General features: G+C 40.1%; 3 protein-coding genes. All 3 read left to right on the top strand.

Annotated features, from left to right (window positions below):
• Window positions 1-441, top strand: a 441-nt coding sequence (locus tag LMC10_RS10125; protein WP_229269741.1) for a Rib/alpha-like domain-containing protein, incomplete at its 5' end; no start/stop codon positions are given.
• Window positions 442-801: 360 nt separating this feature from the next.
• The gene (locus tag LMC10_RS10120) at window positions 802-9,336 is read left to right on the top strand and encodes a Rib/alpha-like domain-containing protein (RefSeq protein WP_229269740.1); all 8,535 of its coding nucleotides are present in this window, start codon (window positions 802-804) and stop codon (window positions 9,334-9,336) included.
• Window positions 9,337-9,871: 535 nt separating this feature from the next.
• On the top strand, window positions 9,872-20,767 hold the full coding sequence (locus LMC10_RS10525; protein ID WP_267866720.1) for a mucin-binding protein: 10,896 nt from the start codon (window positions 9,872-9,874) through the stop codon (window positions 20,765-20,767).
• The last annotated feature ends 1,410 nt before the right edge of the window (window positions 20,768-22,177 follow it).

Genomic DNA, 22,177 nt, shown 5'->3' with positions numbered 1-22,177 from the left:
AAGAACAAGGATCAGATGCCGGATGGAACAACTTACACTTGGAAGCAAGAACCTGATGTTTCTACTCCTGGTGATCACACTGGTGTAGTTGAAGTCCACTTCCCAGACGGAACTACCTATGAAGTAACCGTTGATGTTCATGTAGATGCTGTAAATCCTGATAATGGCGGAAACATGAACTCCGGTAATGGTTCAATTGATCATCAAAACGGTACTGAAATTAATAATGGAACTGCAACCAAAACTGATAACGGTTCAGTAATCGAAAAGGTAACTGAAAATAGTGTAACTAACAGTACTAGCCAGCAACCAGCGAAGACATTGCCACAAACTGGTAATGATTCTTCTAAGTTCAGTGCATTAGCTGGCTTGAGTCTTGCTGCTTTCGCAAGTCTCTTCGGCTTCGCGGGTCACGATAAGAAGCGCAAAGCTGATAAATAATTAAGATAACATCATTTTTCTCCCCCCTGAAAGATATAACTTAATTAAAAAGCGCTGAACTAAATAAGAGGCTAGGAGTTAACTATTAATTCTTTTGCCTTATATGAAAATCCGAACTACAATTTTCGCTTTTTACGAAATTGTGGTTCGGATTTTTGCTTTTTAAATTTAACGATTTAAGACGGCATGATGCTTTTTACAAATTATATAAAATATTTTTTAACATAATTACATTTGTTGAATGATGTTTTAGATAAAACGTTATAGGTGTTAATAATTTAAAAAATATAAAAAAGGAAGTAAGATTAATAATGGTAATGTTTTATGTATTAGTATGATGTTTTTGGGGAGGAGCAAATTATGTTGTCAAAGAATAATCGAAAAGAACAACTTTTGAAGCAAGAACCTAAGAAGCAACGGTTTGCAATTAAGAAGCTGACGATTGGGGTTGCTTCAGTATTAATCGGTTTTACATTTATGGGAATGAATGCTTCTGCAGATGCGACAACAGATACTCATAGTAATACTGCTAATCAAGAAGCAATTCAAACAAATGTCGATTCAGGTTCAAAAACACTAAATAACAAGCAGACTAATTCATCTAACTCAGTTGCAAATGGAAGCACAAATAATACGGTGTCAAATGATGCCAATAATCAAAATTTGGTAACGAGTCAAGGAATTGATCAAATTAAAATTGCGCAAAATACGACTACAGAGTCTGCGCAAAATAGAGTTCAATCAGTCAATGACTATTCTCAATTCTTGAACGCTTTACAAAATAAAAATATAAGTACAATTACCTTAGATAAGAATATTGATTTCAGTAATGCTAATTTAAATAATGGTAGCTATCAGGATATAAACAACTATGGAATTGCTCGGACAGTAACAATTGATGGTCAAAACCAATATGCTTTAAATATGGGGAATAACTACATTGACCTTGACAGTAATACTTACTATGAGCCAAACGCAAGTAACCCTACCCGCAATTGGAATGTTATTTTAAAGGATTTAAATCTTCAAACAACTAGTGGATATGGTCCATTTTGGTTTAACAGCGCAACTTCTAACGACAGTACATTGACCTTTAATGGAGTTACAACAAGTAAAGACTCAGGTCAATTACTTAATAATTCAACTGCTTCCTCATATCCTAATGTCAATGTTAATTTTGAGGGACAGAATAAATTACAAGGCAGTCTAAATAATTCAAATATTACTAGTTCAGCTTTAATTCAAGCAAATAATGTTAACTTTAGTAATGGGTCGACCGTATTTACGGCAAATAATAATAGTTCAAGTGACTTAGCAGATATCCTAGCTTCAGGTAATGTTGTTGTTGATAGTAGCGCGCAAGTTGACTTTAACAGTGAAGCTACTTCAAACATGGCAGGTATTTCATTTGCTAATGGCGCTGGCAATCAAACAATTGATAATGCAACTTCAGGCGTATTGCGTTTGATGCCTAATGCCCAAGTAACCATGGAATTAGGTTCTGGAGCTTCGATGGGAGTTAACAATGCAAGTAATCTTGATCTCCAAGATAATTCTTCATTAAAAATTACCACTAGCAAAATGAATACTACCGGCTTCCGTTCTGCTGGTTTAGTCGGATTGGATTATGATGGTGACACTAATGACAGTACAGTAAGAATTAGTCCCAATGCCTTACTCTCGGTCATTCGAACTAACGTAACTGATTCTGATGCACCTTTACTTGCGATGGGACCAAGCGGTGGAAATGGTGAAATTTATCATCTTGAAGTAAATAGCGGGAGCTTGAATTTGCAAGATTCTGCTTATTCATCCTACTTGCCTTCCTCCTATACCTTATCTAAGAGTCAATATTGGGGTGGCTGGCCAGCTATTTTGACTATGTGGGGAACGAGTAGTCAAAACTACATTAACTTCAATAATGCAAAATTAATTAATTTACAGCGGACAGCACCTAACAAACCAGGATATTTAATTAAAACTGAAGGTGCAGGGGACTATGCATACCACCAGACTCATATTGTAATTAATTCACCTGATAGTGCCTACAATACTCCATTGACTATAATTCCAGCTGGTGAAACTAAGCCGGTAACTTGGAATGTTAAATATTTGAATAATACTAGTCAAGGTGGAGACTACGCTTATGCCTTTCGTTCATATCGCGATTTTGGTGATTGGAACAATGTAGGCTCTGAATATATGAATGGATCAGTTAATGATAATACTCCAGCTAAGGGAGTTAATGAAGTTATATTAACGCCGAGTGCTTCCGATCCTGGCTCAAATAGTTTTTCTAATGGCGCAATTGTACCTGAGGGAAGTGAAACCAGGGCTTCAAAAGCTTTGAATAATTTTATTAATCACTTTAGTTGGTGGAATACCTCGGGTGTTAAATTTGGCTCAAGCTTAGACGAAAATAATCAATACACTCCATCATATAAACCAGTAACTGTTGAACAAGGCCAATCTGCTACTGATGATCCAACTTTTACTAACCAGGATGGCAAGGATGTTACTGCGCCAACTGGCACGACCTTTACCACTGGTACTGATACACCAGACTGGGCAAATATTGATCCATCAAAGGGTACTGTAACTGTTAACCCATCAACTCAAGTAACTCCAGGTGCTTACAATGTTCCAGTAATTGTAACTTACCCAGACAAGAGTACTGATGACACTACTGTTCCGGTAATTGTTACTAAAGCTGGTCAAACCGTAACTTGGGGTGATAATGGTGCAATTGTCACAACAGTTGATGTCTCTAAGCTTAATGCGCACGAAACTACTAAAAATTCACAAGTTCTTTCTGCTGCTGGTGTCGTAAGCGCGGAAGGATATGTTTTGAAGGGTGGCAAGCTTGAGACAAAAGCAACTCCAATTACGATTGATCCATCAACTGTTAGTTGGACTACAACTCCAAACACCAACGTTGAAACTGCTACTGTTAGTGGTAAAGAAATTGAAAATAATTCTATTACGATTGACTTCACTAACAATGATGCCGCTAAGAACATCTTGGGCTCAAAGAATGATGTGGTAACTACTAATCCATTCACTATTGATGCTAAGGGTGCTGGTGCTAAGAATGTTACAGTTCCAGTTAACATTCAATATCAATCTGATTTAACTAGTGAACAATTTGGTCAATTAGTAGATAACAATATTCCAACTGACGAAATTGCAACTACTACTTGGGCAACTAAGCCGAGTGAAAATGGTCAAGACGGTGTCATTAAGATTACCTTTACTGATAAGGCTGCAAATGGTCAACCAACTTACTTGAACGTTAACATTCCAGCAAGCTCAATCAAGGTAACTACTGATGCGGATGAAAACACTCCAACTGGCCAAGATGTTTCTACTAAGGTCGGTATAGCTCCAGAAGCTGAAAAAGGAATTAAGAACCCAGGTGATTTACCATCAGACACTAAGTATACTTGGGAAAACACTCCAGATATTAAGACCCCTGGTAAGAAACCAGCAGTTGTTGTGGTAACTTACTCAGATGGCTCAACAGATAAAGTTCCAACTAATATAATTGTTGATGCAAATCCTGAAGTTAAACCAATTACTACTACGGTTAACGGAAATCCGGCTGCTACTGAAGGGATTGCTAACTTAGATAATGGTGGTTCTACTCCAGTTGATGGCTATCCATCTAGCGCAACTTGGACGACTGCCCCAGATACTTCAAAGCCTGGCGCAACTACTGGTACTGCTACGGTAACTTATACAGATGGAACTACTGAAACAGTTACGATTCCTGTTGCTGTAAATGGTGGCGGCGATGTTGTTATTATTAATAATGGCCATGTCTTCAGTTTACATGCTAATAATGTTGTAACTCACAAGACTTCAGACAAGAACATTATTGGTGGACCAGTAATTGAAAACTTCAAGTTAAGCTACTATGAAGGCGGTCAGAACTATAGTAAGCCATATATTTACACTTTGAATGGTGCTGGGACTGAATATACTCTGACTCAACCTGGTGATAATCCAGCTGGTGAAACTGTTGATGCTCCACAAACTATTAATGCTAGTGAAATTAAGATTAATTGGACCGCAGCTGGCACTCCTTTATTCAGCAACGCATTAGGTGAAATCAAAGGTAATGGGCAACCATCAAGCTTAGTTTCTGATCATGATAACAATACTGGTACTCAAATCTATACTGGTAGTCAAAATGACCAATATGGGTATCCAATGTACTCAGCTGTTGTTGATAGTTCAAACGTAATTTGGCCGATTTATGGAAAAGGCCCAGTATCAACTTACCCATTCCCATCAGTTTACATTTATGGTGCTGAGGCTAATGGCACTATTCCATCAGTTAACTCAGATACAACTAATTTGAAGGCAGCTTTAGGGGATGCTTCAAAGCTTGTAAACACTAGTGATTTAATTGCTGCTCATAATGCTGAAATTAGTTCAGTTGAGTGGCAAACTTTACCAAGTCTTACTGAAGCTAATGCTAAGGCTCCTGCAACAGTAAGAATTAACTTCACTGATGGTAGTTATCTTGATGTCCCAGTAGCTGTAAATGTAATCAAGGTTGACCAAGGCATTAATAACAAGACTAATTCTGAAATTTACCGGGATATTACTCGTACTATTAATGTTCAAGGTGAAAGTACTCCAGTTGTTCAACATGTTATCTACAGTCGTGCCAAAGTAACTAATCTTTCTAAGCCAGCAGGTCAACAAGTAACTTACACTGATTGGGTTGCTGCTAAGAATAGTGAAGGTCAAGCAGTAACTACCTTTCCACAATTCAACGTAACTAAGCCAGGCTACACTGCAACTGCCACTGGAGCAACTATTCAAACTGTTAATGGCAAGCAATACGTTCCAGCTTCCGCTACTATTACTCCAGATTCTCAAAATGAAGTAGTTGATGTAACTTACACTGCTAATGAACACACGCTAGTAATTAATTATGTTGATGGTAGTGGTGCTGTAATAGGTACTTACAAGGTTCCTGGTAAGACCGGTGAAAAAGTTAGTGTTAATGTGCCTGGAAATGTCCCAACTAACTGGCAATTAGTTCCAAATCAACAAGTTCTCGGATCTTACACGTTTGGTTCAAACGATCCACAACCTGTAGATTACAAGGTTGAACACAAGACTGAAGTAGTTCCAGTTGACAAGAGCAATTCGGATACTTACCGTACGATTATCCAAACAATCCAAGAAGTTTTAGTTGGACAAAGTAAAGCTAAGACAGTACGAAGCATTATTGTTCCATTCCAACGTACAGGTATTAAAGACTTAGTAACTGGTGATATTACTTGGAATGCATGGCAAGGTCCAGAAGGTTCGGTTGATAAAGATGGTAAATCAACTTACAGGATTCCTGCTTACACCATTACCCCACAAAAAGGATACGATACCTATGTAAATGGTGAAAAGAACACTGCTAACCAAATTCCGGCTGTTGATGTAACTGCTGCCTCCAAGAATATTACCGACACCATCACTTATGTCAGAGAAGGTTCAACGCCAGTGCCATACGATCCTTCAAATAAGGACATGAATATGTCAGTAACCCGGATCATTAACTATGAAGTTCCAACAGGTCACACAACAATTACACCCGTAACACAAACGATTGAGTATATTCGAGACAACGATGGTGTGGCTGGGTACCAAGACCCAGTAACTGGTGACATTACTTGGAACCCATGGCATGTTAAGAATGGGGATGCTCAATTCCCATCAACTAGTGTTACTCAAATCGCTAGCTATGACTCATATGTTGATGGTACAAAGACTACCGAAGTTCCTGCAGTCGATGTTGTAGAAAAAGATGGGACTCCACAAAATGGTAAGACTGTAACGGTTAGCTATCAAAAGCAAGGTACTACTCAAACTGATGCTGACAAGTACACACCAAAGGGGCAAGCTGTTAATACCACAGTCGGTGTTGTTCCTGAAGCTAAGGAAGGAATTAGCAACACTGGTGACTTACCAGCAGGGACTACCTACACTTGGAAGAATACTCCAAATGTAAGTAAAGCTGGTACGGTTGATGGAACAGTCGTTGTAACCTACCCAGACAAGTCAATTGACGAAGTGCCTGTTAAGGTTGTCGTTACTGAAAGCACTACGCCAGTTCCTTACAGCCCAGATAAGGAAGGAGTCAACGATGAAATGAACCGTTACGTAACTCGGACTATCATCGTTGAAAATCCAGATGGTACTAAGACGTCAGTAATCCAAACTGTTCACTTTACTAATGAAGATAAGAGCGGCAATAGTGGTTACAAGAATGTTGCGACTGGCAAGATCACTTACAATAAAGAATGGCACGTAGCGGATGATCTAAATGCGACAACTGGTACATGGGATAAGTACGATGCTCCAGCAGTAAATGGCTACACTGCAAATCCAGCAAGTGTTGCAGCCGAGACTGTAAATGCTAATACCAAGAGCACTACTGTTGAAATTAACTACACTGCAAATCCAACCGACGCTGACAAGTACACGCCAGAGGGTCAAGGTGTGAACACCAAGACCGGCGTTGTTCCAGACCCAGCCGACGGGATTAAGAACAAGAGTGACTTACCAGCAGGAACTAAGTACACTTGGAAGAATACTCCAAATGTAACAACCGCCGGCGATAAAACAGGAACCGTTGTTGTAACTTATCCAGACGGTTCTAAGGATGAAGTTCCAGTAACGATCCGCGTAACTAACCCAACAACAGATGCTGACAAGTACACTGCTGATGGTGGTAATATCACTGTTGATAAGGGCCATGTATTGACGCCAACTGATGCTGAAAATGCGATTGTAAATCACTCTGACTTACCAGCAGGCACTACTTACACTTGGAAGTACGCTCCTGATACCAATACTGTTGGTAACAAGAATGGTGTTGTAACTGTAACTTACCCAGATGGTTCGGTTGATGAAGTTCCTGTAATGGTTCACGTTGTTGATGATGCTGATAAGTACGATCCACAAGGCCAAACTATCACTATTAAGAAGGGTGATCCAGTTCCATCAGCTGAACAAGGAATTAAGAATGCTTCTGAATTGCCGAGCGGAACCAAGTATACTTGGGATGTTGCTCCAGACCCAGCTAAGGTTGGCTCGCAGCCAGTAATTATTACTGTTAACTATCCAGATGGTTCACAAGACCAAGTTCCAACAACAGTTATCGTTACTGATACGACAACTCCAAGTGAAACAGATGCCGATAAGTATAATCCACAAGGTCAAGTAGTTAATGTTGATCGTGGTGCCAAACTTCCAGATGCTAGTGAGGGTATTGCTAATAAGGATACCTTGCCAGATGGTACTAAATACACTTGGAAGAATGCGCCAGATACTTCAACTACTGGTGATAAGCCAGCTGTAATTACAGTAACTTATCCAGATGGCTCAAATGAAGATGTTCCTACGATTGTTCATGTCAACTCAACTGACGCTGACAAGTACACTCCACAAGGTCAAAATATTACTGTTGATAAGGGTGCTAAGGTTCCAGATGCTGCCACGGCAATTACTAATAAGAGAGAATTACCAGCTGACACCAAGTACACTTGGGAAACAACTCCAGACACTAATAAAGTTGGTGTTCAACCAGCAGTTATTGTTGTGACCTACCCAGACGGTTCACAAGATAACGTACCGGTCATTGTTACGGTTAAGAACCCAGAAACTCAACCAGGAACTACGACTGATGCGGATAAGTATACTCCAGAAGGTGGCACGATTGTTACGACTATTGGTGCGAACTTAACCGATGATGCACCTGAAGGAATTATCAACAAGGATGTCTTACCAGCTGGTACCAAGTACAGTTGGACAAATGGTACCCCATCAACAAGTCAAGCTGGGTTAACAATGCATTACGTAACGGTAACTTATTCAGATGGTTCAAGCGAAGTTGTTCCGGTATATGTAAATGTTACTAGTGATGCTGGTAAGTACAGCCCAGAACCACAAACGATTACTGTTAAGAAGGGCGAAACTCCAAATCCAGCCGATGGGATCAAGAATAAAGGTGACTTACCAGGTAGTACCAAGTATACTTGGAAGACTATTCCTGACACGACAACTTCGGGTGACAAGCCAGCTGTTATTGTCGTAACCTACCCAGATGGTTCAAAGGATGAAGTTCCGACGGTTGTTCACGTTACAAACCCTGCAACTGATGCAGATAAGTACACGCCAGAAACACAACCGATTACTACCCCAGAAGGCCAAGTTCCAGATCCGGCCGATGGGATTAAGAACAAGGCTGATCTCCCTAATGGCACGAAGTACACTTGGGCTGATCCAGATCGAGTCGCACAAGATGTCAAGAAGACTGGTTCACATACTGAAACAATTACTATTACCTATCCAGACGGTTCACGAGATACGGTTACAGTAACTGTGAATGTTCCTGCACCTGAGGGACAAAACATCACAACTGATCAAGGTAAACTCCCTAACCCTGCAGATGCAATTAAGAACAAGGATCAGATGCCGGATGGAACAACTTACACTTGGAAGCAAGAACCTGATGTTTCTACTCCTGGTGATCACACTGGTGTAGTTGAAGTCCACTTCCCAGACGGAACTACCTCTGAAGTAACCGTTGATGTTCATGTAGATGCTGTAAATCACGATAATGGCGGAAACATGAACTCCGGTAATGGTTCAATTGATCATCAAAACGGTACTGAAATTAATAACGGTTCAGTAATCGAAAACGTAACTGGTCAAACACAAAATAGTGCAACTAACAGTACTAGCCAGCAACCAGCGAAGACATTGCCACAAACTGGTAATGATTCTTCTAAGTTCAGTGCATTAGCTGGCTTGAGTCTTGCTGCTGTTGCAAGTTTCTTCGGTTTCGCGGGTCACGATAAGAAACGCAAAGCTGATAAATAATTAAGATAACATCATTTCTCCCCCTGAAAGACATAACTTAATTAAAAGCGCTGAACTAAAGAAGTGCGAACGCTCATCAAAATGGTGAGTGTCCGCACTTTTTGTATTATTTATATAACGATAAAATGCTTAGTGGTAGATAGGGGAAGAGGGCTAAGCTGAAAGAGAAAAGAGACTAAATTTCTAAAAATAGTTCTTGGCGTGCTTGATAGGATGGACTTGACATGATTAATATAATTTTTATTAGTGATAAATAAAAACGAACAATTCGCCTTTGTGATCGAATGAAATGTTCTTCATATCTTCCTGAAATATTTAATAAAAAGTCTAAATTTTTTTAAAAAGATAAATGTTGATATATCAAGGGTTTATCAATAAATAAGCAGAAATGGCAAAAACACATTTTAAAAATACTTTCTAAATAGGTTGCCTTTTTTCTTAGAAACTATATATTAGTATTTGTAAACAAGTTATATGTACTGTTAATCTGTATTATTTACTCGTCAATCAAACCTAACAAGGGGGACGCAAATTTATGTTATCGCATAATAATTGGGAAGAACAAATTAAAAAATATGAACCCAAAAAGCAACGTTTCACCATCAAAAAATTATCTGTTGGTGTAGCGTCTGTTTTGCTTGGTGTTACATTTGCTGCGGGAACCGCCTCAGCAGATAGTACGACTGCAAATGCTGATTCTGCCTCTGGGAGCGATTCAGCAGAACAAACAGATCATAACCTTACATTAAATTCAGCAAGCACTTCTACTTTGAAGTCTGCTACTGCCGAAAATCAAAGCAACAATGCATCCGCTGCTGTGCAAAATCCAGCAGGGGATATTAAAGCACAAGCAGCTAACGATTACGAAGCTGCTGTTAATGCTGCTGTTGCTAATGCTTCAAGCGATGTTGCTAGTGAAGCTACTCAAAATAGTGCAGCCCAAAACACATCAGCTGCTAGCTCAAGCGCACAGGCAAGTACTGCAAGTGCTGTTGCTACACAATCGTTTACAGTGAGTTCATCTGCTGTAAACAATAACTTAAACTATGCATCTGTATTTGCTAGTTTGGCTGCAATGCCACAAGCAAATACTGCTGCTCAATCATCAGCTGCTAACTCAACGGCAAATGATGAATACAGTGGTTACAAGACTGTTACTGACTGGAATGGCCTTCAAAATGCTGTCTTAAGTGGTGCTAAAGGTGTAAATGTTAAGGGTAATATTACTCCTGGATTTTTTGGTACTTTACTAGGTAATGGTTTAACTATTAATGATACTTTTACAATTCATGGTATTGATGGTGCGGTCTTAAATCTTGGCCAAAATAAGATTATTAATAATGGTCAATTAACTCTTGCTGATGTGACTATCAATGGGGCTGTTGCTGGTCGCGGTACGGTAAATATTAAGGGTACTGTTAATTCCAATATTGATGCTACTACTGGTGCAATTAAAGGTAGCACTGCTGAGGTAGCAGCACTTTTAGATGATTTTATTGGTACTAAAAATGGTAGCGGGAACAATCTTGACTGGTCTGGGAATAACAATTCTGGTTGGACAGCGACTAACTGGTATCTTGCCAACTTCCAGGCTTCAAAAGTTAATATTGACCAAGACGCTACTTTAAATATTAATCGTAGTGTTGTTGGTGATGGTATTGAAGCTCCAAATAATGGTGTTGTTAATGCTGGAATTAATTCACATTTAAACATTAATTTAAAGGATGCTCAAACTGCTTCACGTGCTAACGAACAAGACTCAAGCATGGATAATGCAAGTGCAGGTATTCGAATTTATGATAATGGTACGATTACCACTGGCGATAGTGCAGAAGTAAATATCCATGCAGGCCATGGTCGTGCAGTAGTTGTTAATGAACCCTTTGGTGGTACTGCTACAATTCATAATGCCGGTTTAGGTGACTGGGAAAATGGTCGGACGGGCGACAAGTCTGCTGAGGCTGCAAAGCACCGTAACAGCATGATCTTAGGTGATAGTACTAAAATGAACATCACCGGTCGTGGCGGTATACTATTGGGTTATACTGCAACCTTTGTTACTGGTGACCACAGCATTATCCATATTGATAACCAGGGTAATGGTGAAGGGTTACTTCTTGATGCAAATAGTAAAGTTATCGTTTCACCTCATTCACAATTATTAATGACTTCTGATGGTAAGAATGCATCTGGTTATTACGGTGGAGGTAACTACATTGGAATGGGGCAAGACGCTAAGTTCCGTGTAGAACATGATGCTACCTTCCGTTATAAGCTTACTAATTCAGCCAATAATGAGAAGCGTCCATATGCTGATAACTTTAACATCATTTCTCAAGCATCCAATACTCACCCTGAAGTTTATGTGGGGAACAATGCTACCTTTGATGGTCAAAGTGATTACGATGATTATTATGGTGAAATTTTTGCATTCTCATTAACATCCGGTGCTAATACGTCAACTGTTTTCCAAATTGATGGTGCTAAATATGTTAATTGGGAAAAGAATTCTCAAGTTATTGGCCACAATCAAGCAGGAAATCTCTTCTACTCCATGGATGCAGGTTTAATCGATGCTACTGGTCAAAAGTATTATGTCTTTAAGTGGAATAATGCAAACTTGAATGACAACAATTATACTTTTGATGATTCAAGTGCTGAAAGTATTGCGCAATCGATTAAGAACTTTGAAAATAGTTCTGATAAGTATTGGACTGATATTGAACACTTAGCAACTAAGTATAGTAAGAGTGGTAACACTGCTGAATGGCCAGGACATGTTGTTAGTGGTAATGATATTTCAGCTGGTAATGGTTATAATCCTGTTGATAAAAAGACTGGGACTCCAATTGGTAACTATAACACTGGGGATGGTGATTCTAGGCATACCACTGGTTTCGATCCACTTAACTCACAACGTCTTGTTTTAGTTGCTTCAACTATCCCTACACAAGAAGATGACACTAAACAGGAAGTGCAAGATTACAACGTTAAGATTGTTTACGATGAAAATCTTCAACCGGGTCAAGTTAAGCTTGTACAACGAGGTGTTAAAGGATTAAAGCGGACAACTACAACTACTTACTACAACGTTGATCCATCAACTGGTGAAAAGACCCTTGATACTTCAAAGGGTAATAACGGTGTATCAACAACCACTACTGTTCTTAACGAAGCACAAGATGAAATTATTTATGTTGGTAAGCAAACTGCTACTATTAATTACCTTAAGCAAGATGGTAATAATGCTGCTACGCCGATTACTAACGCTAATGGCCAAGCAATTGTTGGTACGGTAACTGGTAATCCAGTAAAGACTGATGCACAAGGTAATGTTGAATTTGATGCCGCTGGTAACGCTACTGCTAATGCCATTGATTACACTGACTATGCATCTGATCTTGCAAATGCTGAAAATAATGCTCAAGGGTATAAGTACAATGAGACAAGTGATCAATGGGCGCAAGCAGTTAAAGAAGGAACTAACAAGTACAATGTTTCCGGCTTAACAAAAGCAGCTATTCAAGAAGCAGCTGAAAAGGCTGGCTTGAATAATGCAGTGACTATTGCACAAGAAGGCCCAGTATTTAACATTGTCTTGAAGAAAGCTATCGAAAAAGGTTCAGTAAAAGTTGTCTACCATGATGACACTACCAACACTGATATTCCTAATACTGAATACAATACTGGTTCAGTAGATGCTGGTACTAAGGTTGATTACAATACTTCAACTACTATTAGTAATCTTGAAAAGCAAGGTTATGTATATGTAACAACTGATGGCACGATTCCAGCTGAAGTAACAGGTAACCAAAACGTTACTGTAACTGTTCATATGAAGCATGGTGTACAACCAGTTACTCCAGATACTCCAACTCCAGATGTGCCAAAGAATACTCCTGCAGATGCACAACCAGATCAATTAACTAAGAAAGTTAACTTAACAGTAAATTATGTAAATGCTGATGGTACTCAATTTACTGGTACTATCCCAGCAAATGCTAAGCAAACTGCTACATTTACTGGTACTGCTTATGTTGACAAGATCACTGGTAAATTAGTAAATGCTAAGCAAGAAGATGGCAAGTGGGTAATTGATACTGACAACACTGCAACACCACAAATTACTTGGACTAGTGACAAGACTTCATTTGATAAGGTTGTTTCTCCAGTAGAACAAAATTACCATTTAATCAGCGTTTCTGATCATCAAGATGGTAATGATGTTGCTGCAATTACTGGTTTGACTAAGGATAGTGGAAATCTTACCGTAACTGTAACTTATGCTCCTAACGGTAAGATTATTCCAGTTGATCCATCAGGAAACCCAATTCCGGATGCATCAACTCCACAATATCCAACGGATCCAACAGATCCATCTAAAGTAACACCAAATGAACCAGTACCAAATGTTCCAGGTTATACTCCAAGTGTTCCAACAGTAACACCAACAGATCCTGGTAAGGATACGCCGGTTCCTTATACAAAACCAGCTCCAGAAGATCAAACTGTTACAGTTAAGTACTTCGATGATACGATGGGTGAAGGTAAGCAAGACTTAAGCTCATATAATAAGACAATTACTGGTAAGCCAGGAAGTCCATTGGATTACTCTACTCAGCCTTCAATTACTGAACTTGAGAATAAAGGCTTTAAGTTAGTGAGTGACAACTTCAACGTAACTACTATGCCTGAAAAGGGTGGTAATTACGAAGTTCACTTTATTCACAACACCACAACAATTACGCCTGACAAGCCAGGTAAGCCAGGTGAACCAATCAATCCGAACGATCCAGACGGTCCTAAGTGGCCAAGTGGTACTGATGCTAAGAGCTTAACTAAGCAAGGTTCACAAACGGTTCACTATGTATACGCAGATGGTACGAAGGCAGCCAATGATAATGTTCAAAATACTACATTCGACCACACATTAGTATTTGACAACGTAACTGGTAAGCAAATTGAAGATCGGGGATGGACTCCAGCAAGTCACAAATTCAACGATGTAACTTCACCAACAATTGATGGTTATCACGCAGATAAGACTGTTGTAGACGGTGCCACTGTAACTGTTGATAACCCGACTAGTGAAACGACCGTAACTTACACTAAGAATGGTCAAGAAACTCGTGATCAACAAACGGTTAAGGCATCACAAACAGTTAAATATGTTGATGAACAGGGTAATGAATTACGTCCAATTAAGACGCAAAACTTCACCTACAACTACACTGGTGATACTTATGACAAAGAAACCGGTGACCTCATTTCACGTGGTAATTGGAACCAAGATAGCAATGACTTTACTGCTGAAGATGTTCCAGTAATTAATGGTTATGTAGCAGTATCTGGTTACACTAATAATGATGGCAAGTACACTGCTGGTGGTTTTACTACTACTCATGGTGCAAGCGATGAACAACGTAACCGCGTATTCACTGTTGTTTATAAGAAGGTTGGTAAGATTATCCCGGTTGGTCCAGACGGTAAAACACCAATTCCAGATGCACCAACGCCAAGTTACCCTAACGATCCAACCGATCCAACGAAGGTAACACCAAACGAACCAGTACCAACAATTCCTGGTTATACTCCATCAACACCAACTGTTACTCCAGGTGTACCTACTGAAGATACTCCAGTGCCATACACCCCAGTAACTCCAGCTAAGGATCAACAAGCACTTGTAAATTATGTTGATGCTGATGAAAACAACAGGGTAATTACTACCTCTGGCAACTTGAGTGGTAAGGCTGGCGAACGTATTGATTACAGTACAGCTACGACTATTCAAGATCTTGAAAACAAGGGTTACGTTCTCGTAAATGACGGCTTCCCAGCTGGCGTAACTTATGATAACGATGATGGTACCGTTCAAACTTACACAGTTGTATTGCGTCATGGTACTCAACCAGTAACACCAACTGACCCAGGTAAGCCAGGCGAACCAATCAACCCTAATGATCCAGACGGTCCTAAGTACCCAGATGGCTCCGACCAAGTAACTAAGAATGTTACCCGGACAATCCAATACGTGGACGAAAATGGTGACAAGATTAGTGCTTCTGTCGAACAACCAGTTAACTTCACTGCTGAAGGGGTTCTGGATAAGGTAACTGGTCAATGGACAACTCCATTAACTTGGAGTATTGATCAAACTGTTTCTGCGGTTAAATCACCAGTTATTGGTGGTTACCACTTAGTAAATGTTGATCGTGATGCTGCTGGTAATGATGTTGCAGGTGTAACCCTTACTCACGAAAATGATAGTTACACGGTAACGGTTAAGTACGCCAAAAACGGAAAGATTGTTCCGGTTGATCCAACTGGCAAGCCAATTCCAGATGTACCACAACCACAATACCCAACTGATCCAACTGATCCAGCTAAGGTAACACCAAATGAACCGGTACCAACTATTCCTGGCTACACCCCAGAAGTACCAACAGTAACTCCAGATAAGCCAGGCGAGGATACACCAGTTGTTTACCATCAAAATGTTCAAGCTACAGTAAATTACATTGACGATGTTACAGGTCAAACTCTTAAGACTGATACATTACAAGGTGTTGAAGGCAACAAGAGCGATTACTCAACTAAGGGTTCAATCGCTAACTACGAAAGCCAAGGCTACAAGTTAGTAAGCGATGATTTCCCAGCTGATGGCTACACATTTGCTACTGGTGAACATGTCTTTAATGTCCACTTGACTCACAGTACTTCTCCCGTAAACCCTGATCATCCAGGTGCTGGTTATAGTGCAACTGACTTGAAGAAGACTGTTACTCGGACGATCAACTATCTTGATGGTCAAGGAAATGTTGTTGCAAACCAAGTAAGTCAATCATTCGACTTTATCGCTAATGGTACGGTTGATAACGTCACTCACAAGTTGGTTACTGTTGAAAATGGTAAGATCACTGGTGACGGTCAATTGACTTGGAACGCTGCTAGCCATGACTTTGATGCTGTTGTATCACCAACTATCAAAGGGATGCACGTAACAAACGTAACACCTACAGATCAAAAGGCTGGCGATAACGTAGCTAAGACAACTGTTAACAACCAGAGCGGTAACATTATTGTAAATGTTTACTACGCTTCAAATGGTACTCACCAAGATGGCGCTAAGACTGTTCCATCAACACAAACTGTTACGTTCGTTGATAAAGACGGTAATGAACTTCACGCTCCAGCTGTTAGTGACTTCACCTTTAGCCGGACTCCTGACGTTACTGATGCAAAAGGAAAGACTACTGAAGGTTCCTGGAACGCTACTAGCCATACTTATGGTACAGTTAATGTTCCGGTAATCCCTGGTTATGTTGCTGAAGTTACAACTGCTGGTGGTAAGACTGCTACAATTGATAACCCTAACGTTACTGATAAGGTTGTCTACAAGAAGGTTGGTAAGATTATCCCAGTCGACCCATCAGGTAAGCCAATTCCAGATGCACCAACGCCAAATTACCCTAACGATCCAACAGATCCAACGAAGGTAACGCCGGATGAACCAGTACCAAGTATTCCTGGTTACACCCCAGATACGCCTACAGTAACTCCAGAAAAGCCAACTACTGATACACCAGTAACTTATCGTCAAAATGTTCAAGCTACTGTAACTTACATTGATGATGTAACTGGTTCAACTCTTAAGACTGATACATTAACTGGACTTGATGGCAAGCCTAGTGATTACTCAACTAAGGGTTCAATCGCTAACTACGAAAGTCAAGGTTACGAATTAGTAAGCGATGACTTCCCAGCTGATGGATATACATTCTCCACTACTGGTACCCATAGCTTTACTGTTCACTTAACACATGGTACTGAACCAGTTAACCCAGAACATCCAGGTGCTGGTTACGACAAGACTGATTTACAAAAAGAAGTTACGCGGACAATTCACTTTGTAAATACGCAAAATGGTAAGCAAGTAGCTGACCCAGTTTCTGAAACTGTTAACTTTACTGCTAATGGAACTGTTGATAAGGTAACCGGTAAGTTAGTAACGGTTGAAAATGGTAAGATTACTGGCCCAGGTAAATTAAATTGGACACCAGCTCAAGATGTTAAGGCCGTTGAATCTCCAGCTATTAATGGCATGCACATAACTTACGTAAGTCGTGACGCAGATGGTACTAACGTTAAGGGCGTATCACTTACTCACAATGACTCAAGCTACGACGTTTACGTAAACTATGCGCCAAACGGTACAATTAATGAACATGGTCAAAACATCCCGGCTTCACAGACAATTAAGTTTGTTGATGAAAATGGTAATACGCTTCGTGAAAACAATGTTCAAACAAGCGAGTTTACCCGAACGCCAGATGTTGTTGATGCGGTAACTGGCAAGACCATTACTGAAGGTTCATGGAACGAAACCAGCCACAAGTTCGGTACAATCAATGTTCCAGTAATCGATGGCTATGTTGCTGAAGTGACAACTGCCGGCGGATTGACAGCAACTACTGATAATCCAAATGTTGTGACAGAAGTAGTTTACAAGAAAGTCGGTAAGATTGTTCCAGTTGACCCAACTGGTAACCCAATTCCAAATGTACCAACCCCAAGTTACCCTAACGATCCAACCGATCCAACAAAGGTAACGCCGGATGAACCAGTGCCAACAATTCCTGGCTACACACCAGAAGTACCAACAGTAACACCGGGTGTACCTACCGAAGACACACCAGTTGTTTACCATCCAGTAGACAACACACAAAACGCCCAAGTTCGCTACATTGATTTAACTAACAATGAAGAACTTGCTAACTCTGGTAACTTGAGTGGTCAACCAGGCGACAAGATTAACTACAGTACCGCTGACGAAATTAAGAGCCTTGAAGATAAAGGTTATGTTCTTGTTAATGATGGTTTCCCAACAGATGCTGCCTTTGATAATGATAAGGATCATGATCAAATCTTCACTGTTACCTTCCGTCATGGCACTCGGCCAGTAACGCCAACCAACCCAGGTAAACCAGGGGAACCAATCAACCCTAATGATCCAGACGGACCTAAGTACCCACAAGGATCAGACCAAGTAACAAAGAATGTTACGCGGACAGTTCAATATGTGGACGAAAATGGTAACAAGGTCAGTGAACCAGTAGAACAAACTGTTAACTTTACTGCAGAAGGAGTTCTTGACAAAGTCACGGGTGAATGGACTACTCCATTGACTTGGAGTGGTAGCCAAGCTGTTGCCGGTGTTAAGACACCAGTTGTTGAAGGTTACCATGTTGTCAGTGTAGATCGTGATGGCGATGGCTTTAACGTTAAGGGTGTAACCCTTACCCATGAAAATGATGATTACACGGTAACAGTTAGCTACGCTAAGAACGGTAAGATTGTGCCAGTTGATCCATCAGGAAAGCCAATTCCAAATGTACCAACACCACAATACCCAACCGATCCAACGGATCCAGCAAAGGTAACACCAGGCGAACCAGTGCCAAATGTACCAGGCTATACACCAAGTGTTCCAACAGTAACACCAACGGATCCTGGTAAGGATACGCCAGTACCATACAACCCAATCGTTAACGATCAAACCGCCGTTGTTAACTACGTTGACCAAGATAACAACAATGCTCAGATCGCAACTTCTGGCAACTTAACTGGTAAGCCAGGTAGTGTAATTAACTACAGTACCGCTGACCAAATCAAGCAACTTGAAGATCAAGGTTATGTCCTCGTAAGTGATGGGTTCCCAGCTGGTGCAGTATTTGACAATGATGATAATACAACGCAAACTTACACGGTTGTCTTGAAGCATGGTACAACGACCTTCAAACCGGATAAACCGGGTACACCAGGTGAACCAATTAACCCTAACTACCCAGATGGACCGAAGGTAACTAACGAAGATGTTGACTACCTTAAGGATGTTAAGTTTACTGTCCACTATGTTGGTGCGGGAAACGATAATCCAGCAGACAACGTTCAAAACGCGCAATGGACTCGTTCCATTACGGTTGACAATGTGACTGGCAAGATTATTAGCTCAACAGAATGGGTAAGCAACAAGGGAAGTTATGATGGCGTTAAGACTCCGGTTGTTAATGGTTACCATGCAGATCGGGCACAAGTTGATGGGCCAAGTGTCACAATGGAAGATCAAGAAGCTACAGTTACTTATGTACCAAACGGAAAGATTATTCCGGTTGATCCAAATGGCACTCCAATTCCGGATGCCCCAACACCACAATACCCAACCGATCCAACGGATCCAACCAAGGTTACTCCAGATGAACCAGTACCAACAATTCCAGGCTACAAGCCAGAAGTACCAACGGTAACACCAACTGATCCAGGTGTTGATACACCCGTTAAGTACACGCCAGATACGGTAAATCCAAAGCCAGCAGTTGATCAAATTGCGATTGTTAACTATGTTGACCAAGATAACAACAACGCTCAAATCGCAACTTCCGGTAACTTGACTGGTAAGGCAGGCAGTGTAATTAACTACAGTACGGCTGACCAAATTAAGGAATTGGAAGCACAAGGTTATGTTCTCGTAACTGATGGTTTCCCAGCAGGCGCAACCTTTGATGATAATGCAGACCAAAACCAAGTCTTTACTGTTGTCTTGAAGCATGGTCATGCTCCAGTGGGACCAAATAATCCACACGAACCAGGTACACCAGTTAACCCTGATGAACCAAATGGTCCAAAGTGGCCTGCTAAGGACACTTACACGAAGGAATACACTTCAACGGTTCACTTCGTGGACAACAACGGGAACAAGATGCGTGATGACGATGTACAAACTTCAACTTGGACTCGGACATTAATTATCGATAAGGTAACTGGTCAAATCATTAATCCTGACGAAAGTTGGACCGCTGATAAAGGCAGCTACAATGAAGTTAAGGTTCCAGTAATCAATGGTTACGTTGCAGATAAGGCAAATGTTCCAGCTAAGGAAACGGTTCAACGGAATATTGAAGATACGGTTACTTACACTAAGGTTGGAAACATTGTACCGGTTGATCCAAGCGGCAACCCAATTCCAAATGTTCCAGCTGTGCCATACACCAATGACCCAACTGATCCAACTAAGGTTGTACCAAATGAACCAGTGCCTTCAGTTCCTGGAATGACGCCAAACGTTACCACGGTAACGCCAACACGCCCAACTGTTGATACGCCAGTCGTTTACACGACGCCAACACCAGTAACTCCTGAGACGCCAGTAACACCACAACCAGATGAACCGGCAACTCCAGAAACACCGGCTGCACCAAAGGCAGAAACACCAGTGCCAGCGAAGACTGAGTCAGCTGCACCTGCTAAGCAAGAAGCTAAGAAGTTACCACAAACTGGTAATGAAAATAATTCAGCTGCTGCTCTTGGATTAGCTGCATTAGGCTTAACTGGTTTATTGGCTGCAGGAAAGAAACGACGCAAAGAAGATTAGTATAATTCTTTGAGCTGTTAAAGATAAGTTATGCGGAGAGTTGTGGTTAATTTGAAGATGGTTTATTGCAATGACTTAACACATAATGCAATGGATAGTGGCTTAACAGATTCATAGCAACAAACTCGAAGCAGACGAAAAAGCTCATGTCTAAATGACATGGGCTTTTTTGCGTACTTGGTTGATTGGCGATGATCAAATGATAAGAAATGTGAGGGGGACTATTTATACATATGACCAACATTTCATTTATAAAAAGTGAATAAAAAAGAAAATATCATACTATTATCGCTCTTAAAAGCTGATATAATAACAATGGTATTTGTTTTTTATTAAGAAAGTAAATTTTCTGATGATAAATCAGTTGAAAAAAGTTACTAAGAGTGTAGAATGACTATTGAAAGTTATTATTAAAATGCTGTTTCAACAAGATAAATGATTAATCATCATTTAATTATCAGCTTTTTAATAAAATGAAGTTCTTAAAAATTGCTAGTTTAGCCACTTGTTTAATAAATGATTGGTTGTAACTTGCCAGCAGGTGCCACCATTCATCTGGTCGACAGCTACAGATGAAATGCCACCTGGTAGTGATCTTGACGGTTACTATTTATCTCGAGGAGTGCTTTACCTTTTATTTATAAAATGGTTTATTGAATGACTTAACTTACTCCAAAAGATAGTGGTAAGTATGTGCCAGGTGGCTTGGGAGAATCTCCTTTTAAACTGGCGGATATAGGCTATTATAATAACCTTAAAGAAGGCGCCCCCCGATGCCTACTTAGGCTAATTATAATGGTAGCTGTCGCTTGACTGGATAGTGGTAAAGTCAAGTTATTAAGTGTTAAGCAACAATTTTTGTGCATTGTTTGTTGCGACTACTACTCCCTAATAGATATAAGGTTTATAGCCTTATATAGTAGGTATCATAAAATAGCTGAACACTGTTTAGATAAATTTGTCAAACGGTAGAATGATAATGCTTATAAGAAACCCCCGAATACTTAACTTTAAGCATTTAGTAGCAATATCTCCCCCAGATAACTTAAAAGTCTTATTGTCTACGCCAACAGCAATAAGCAGATAACAGTTTAGTTTTATCATATAAGTGTATTTGCTACCAACAAGTTTTTTATTGTTCATGACAATTGTGCTAAGCAATGTTCAACAGTACAAATAGTACTAATGATACCTCAAAAGTCGGCACAGAAATTACAACAGTATGGTAAATGTGCTAGCCTACTGTAATGTAAGCCGCTTGGTGGTAGGTTTTAAATGTTGAATGGTGGACTTATCACCAAAGTTAGTTGTGCGTAAACTAACCAAAAAAGGATTTTCAGAAATGAAAATCCTTTTTTGTTTTAAATAAAAATTCAATTGATAAATTAGAAAAAGTGTAATAAGATAATT

This window comes from Limosilactobacillus reuteri subsp. simiae (assembly GCF_020784875.1).
In the GTDB taxonomy this organism is placed as follows: domain Bacteria; phylum Bacillota; class Bacilli; order Lactobacillales; family Lactobacillaceae; genus Limosilactobacillus; species Limosilactobacillus reuteri_H.
The sequence above is the reverse complement of the archived record's forward strand: the minus strand, read 5'-3'. Positions and strand labels throughout refer to the sequence as shown.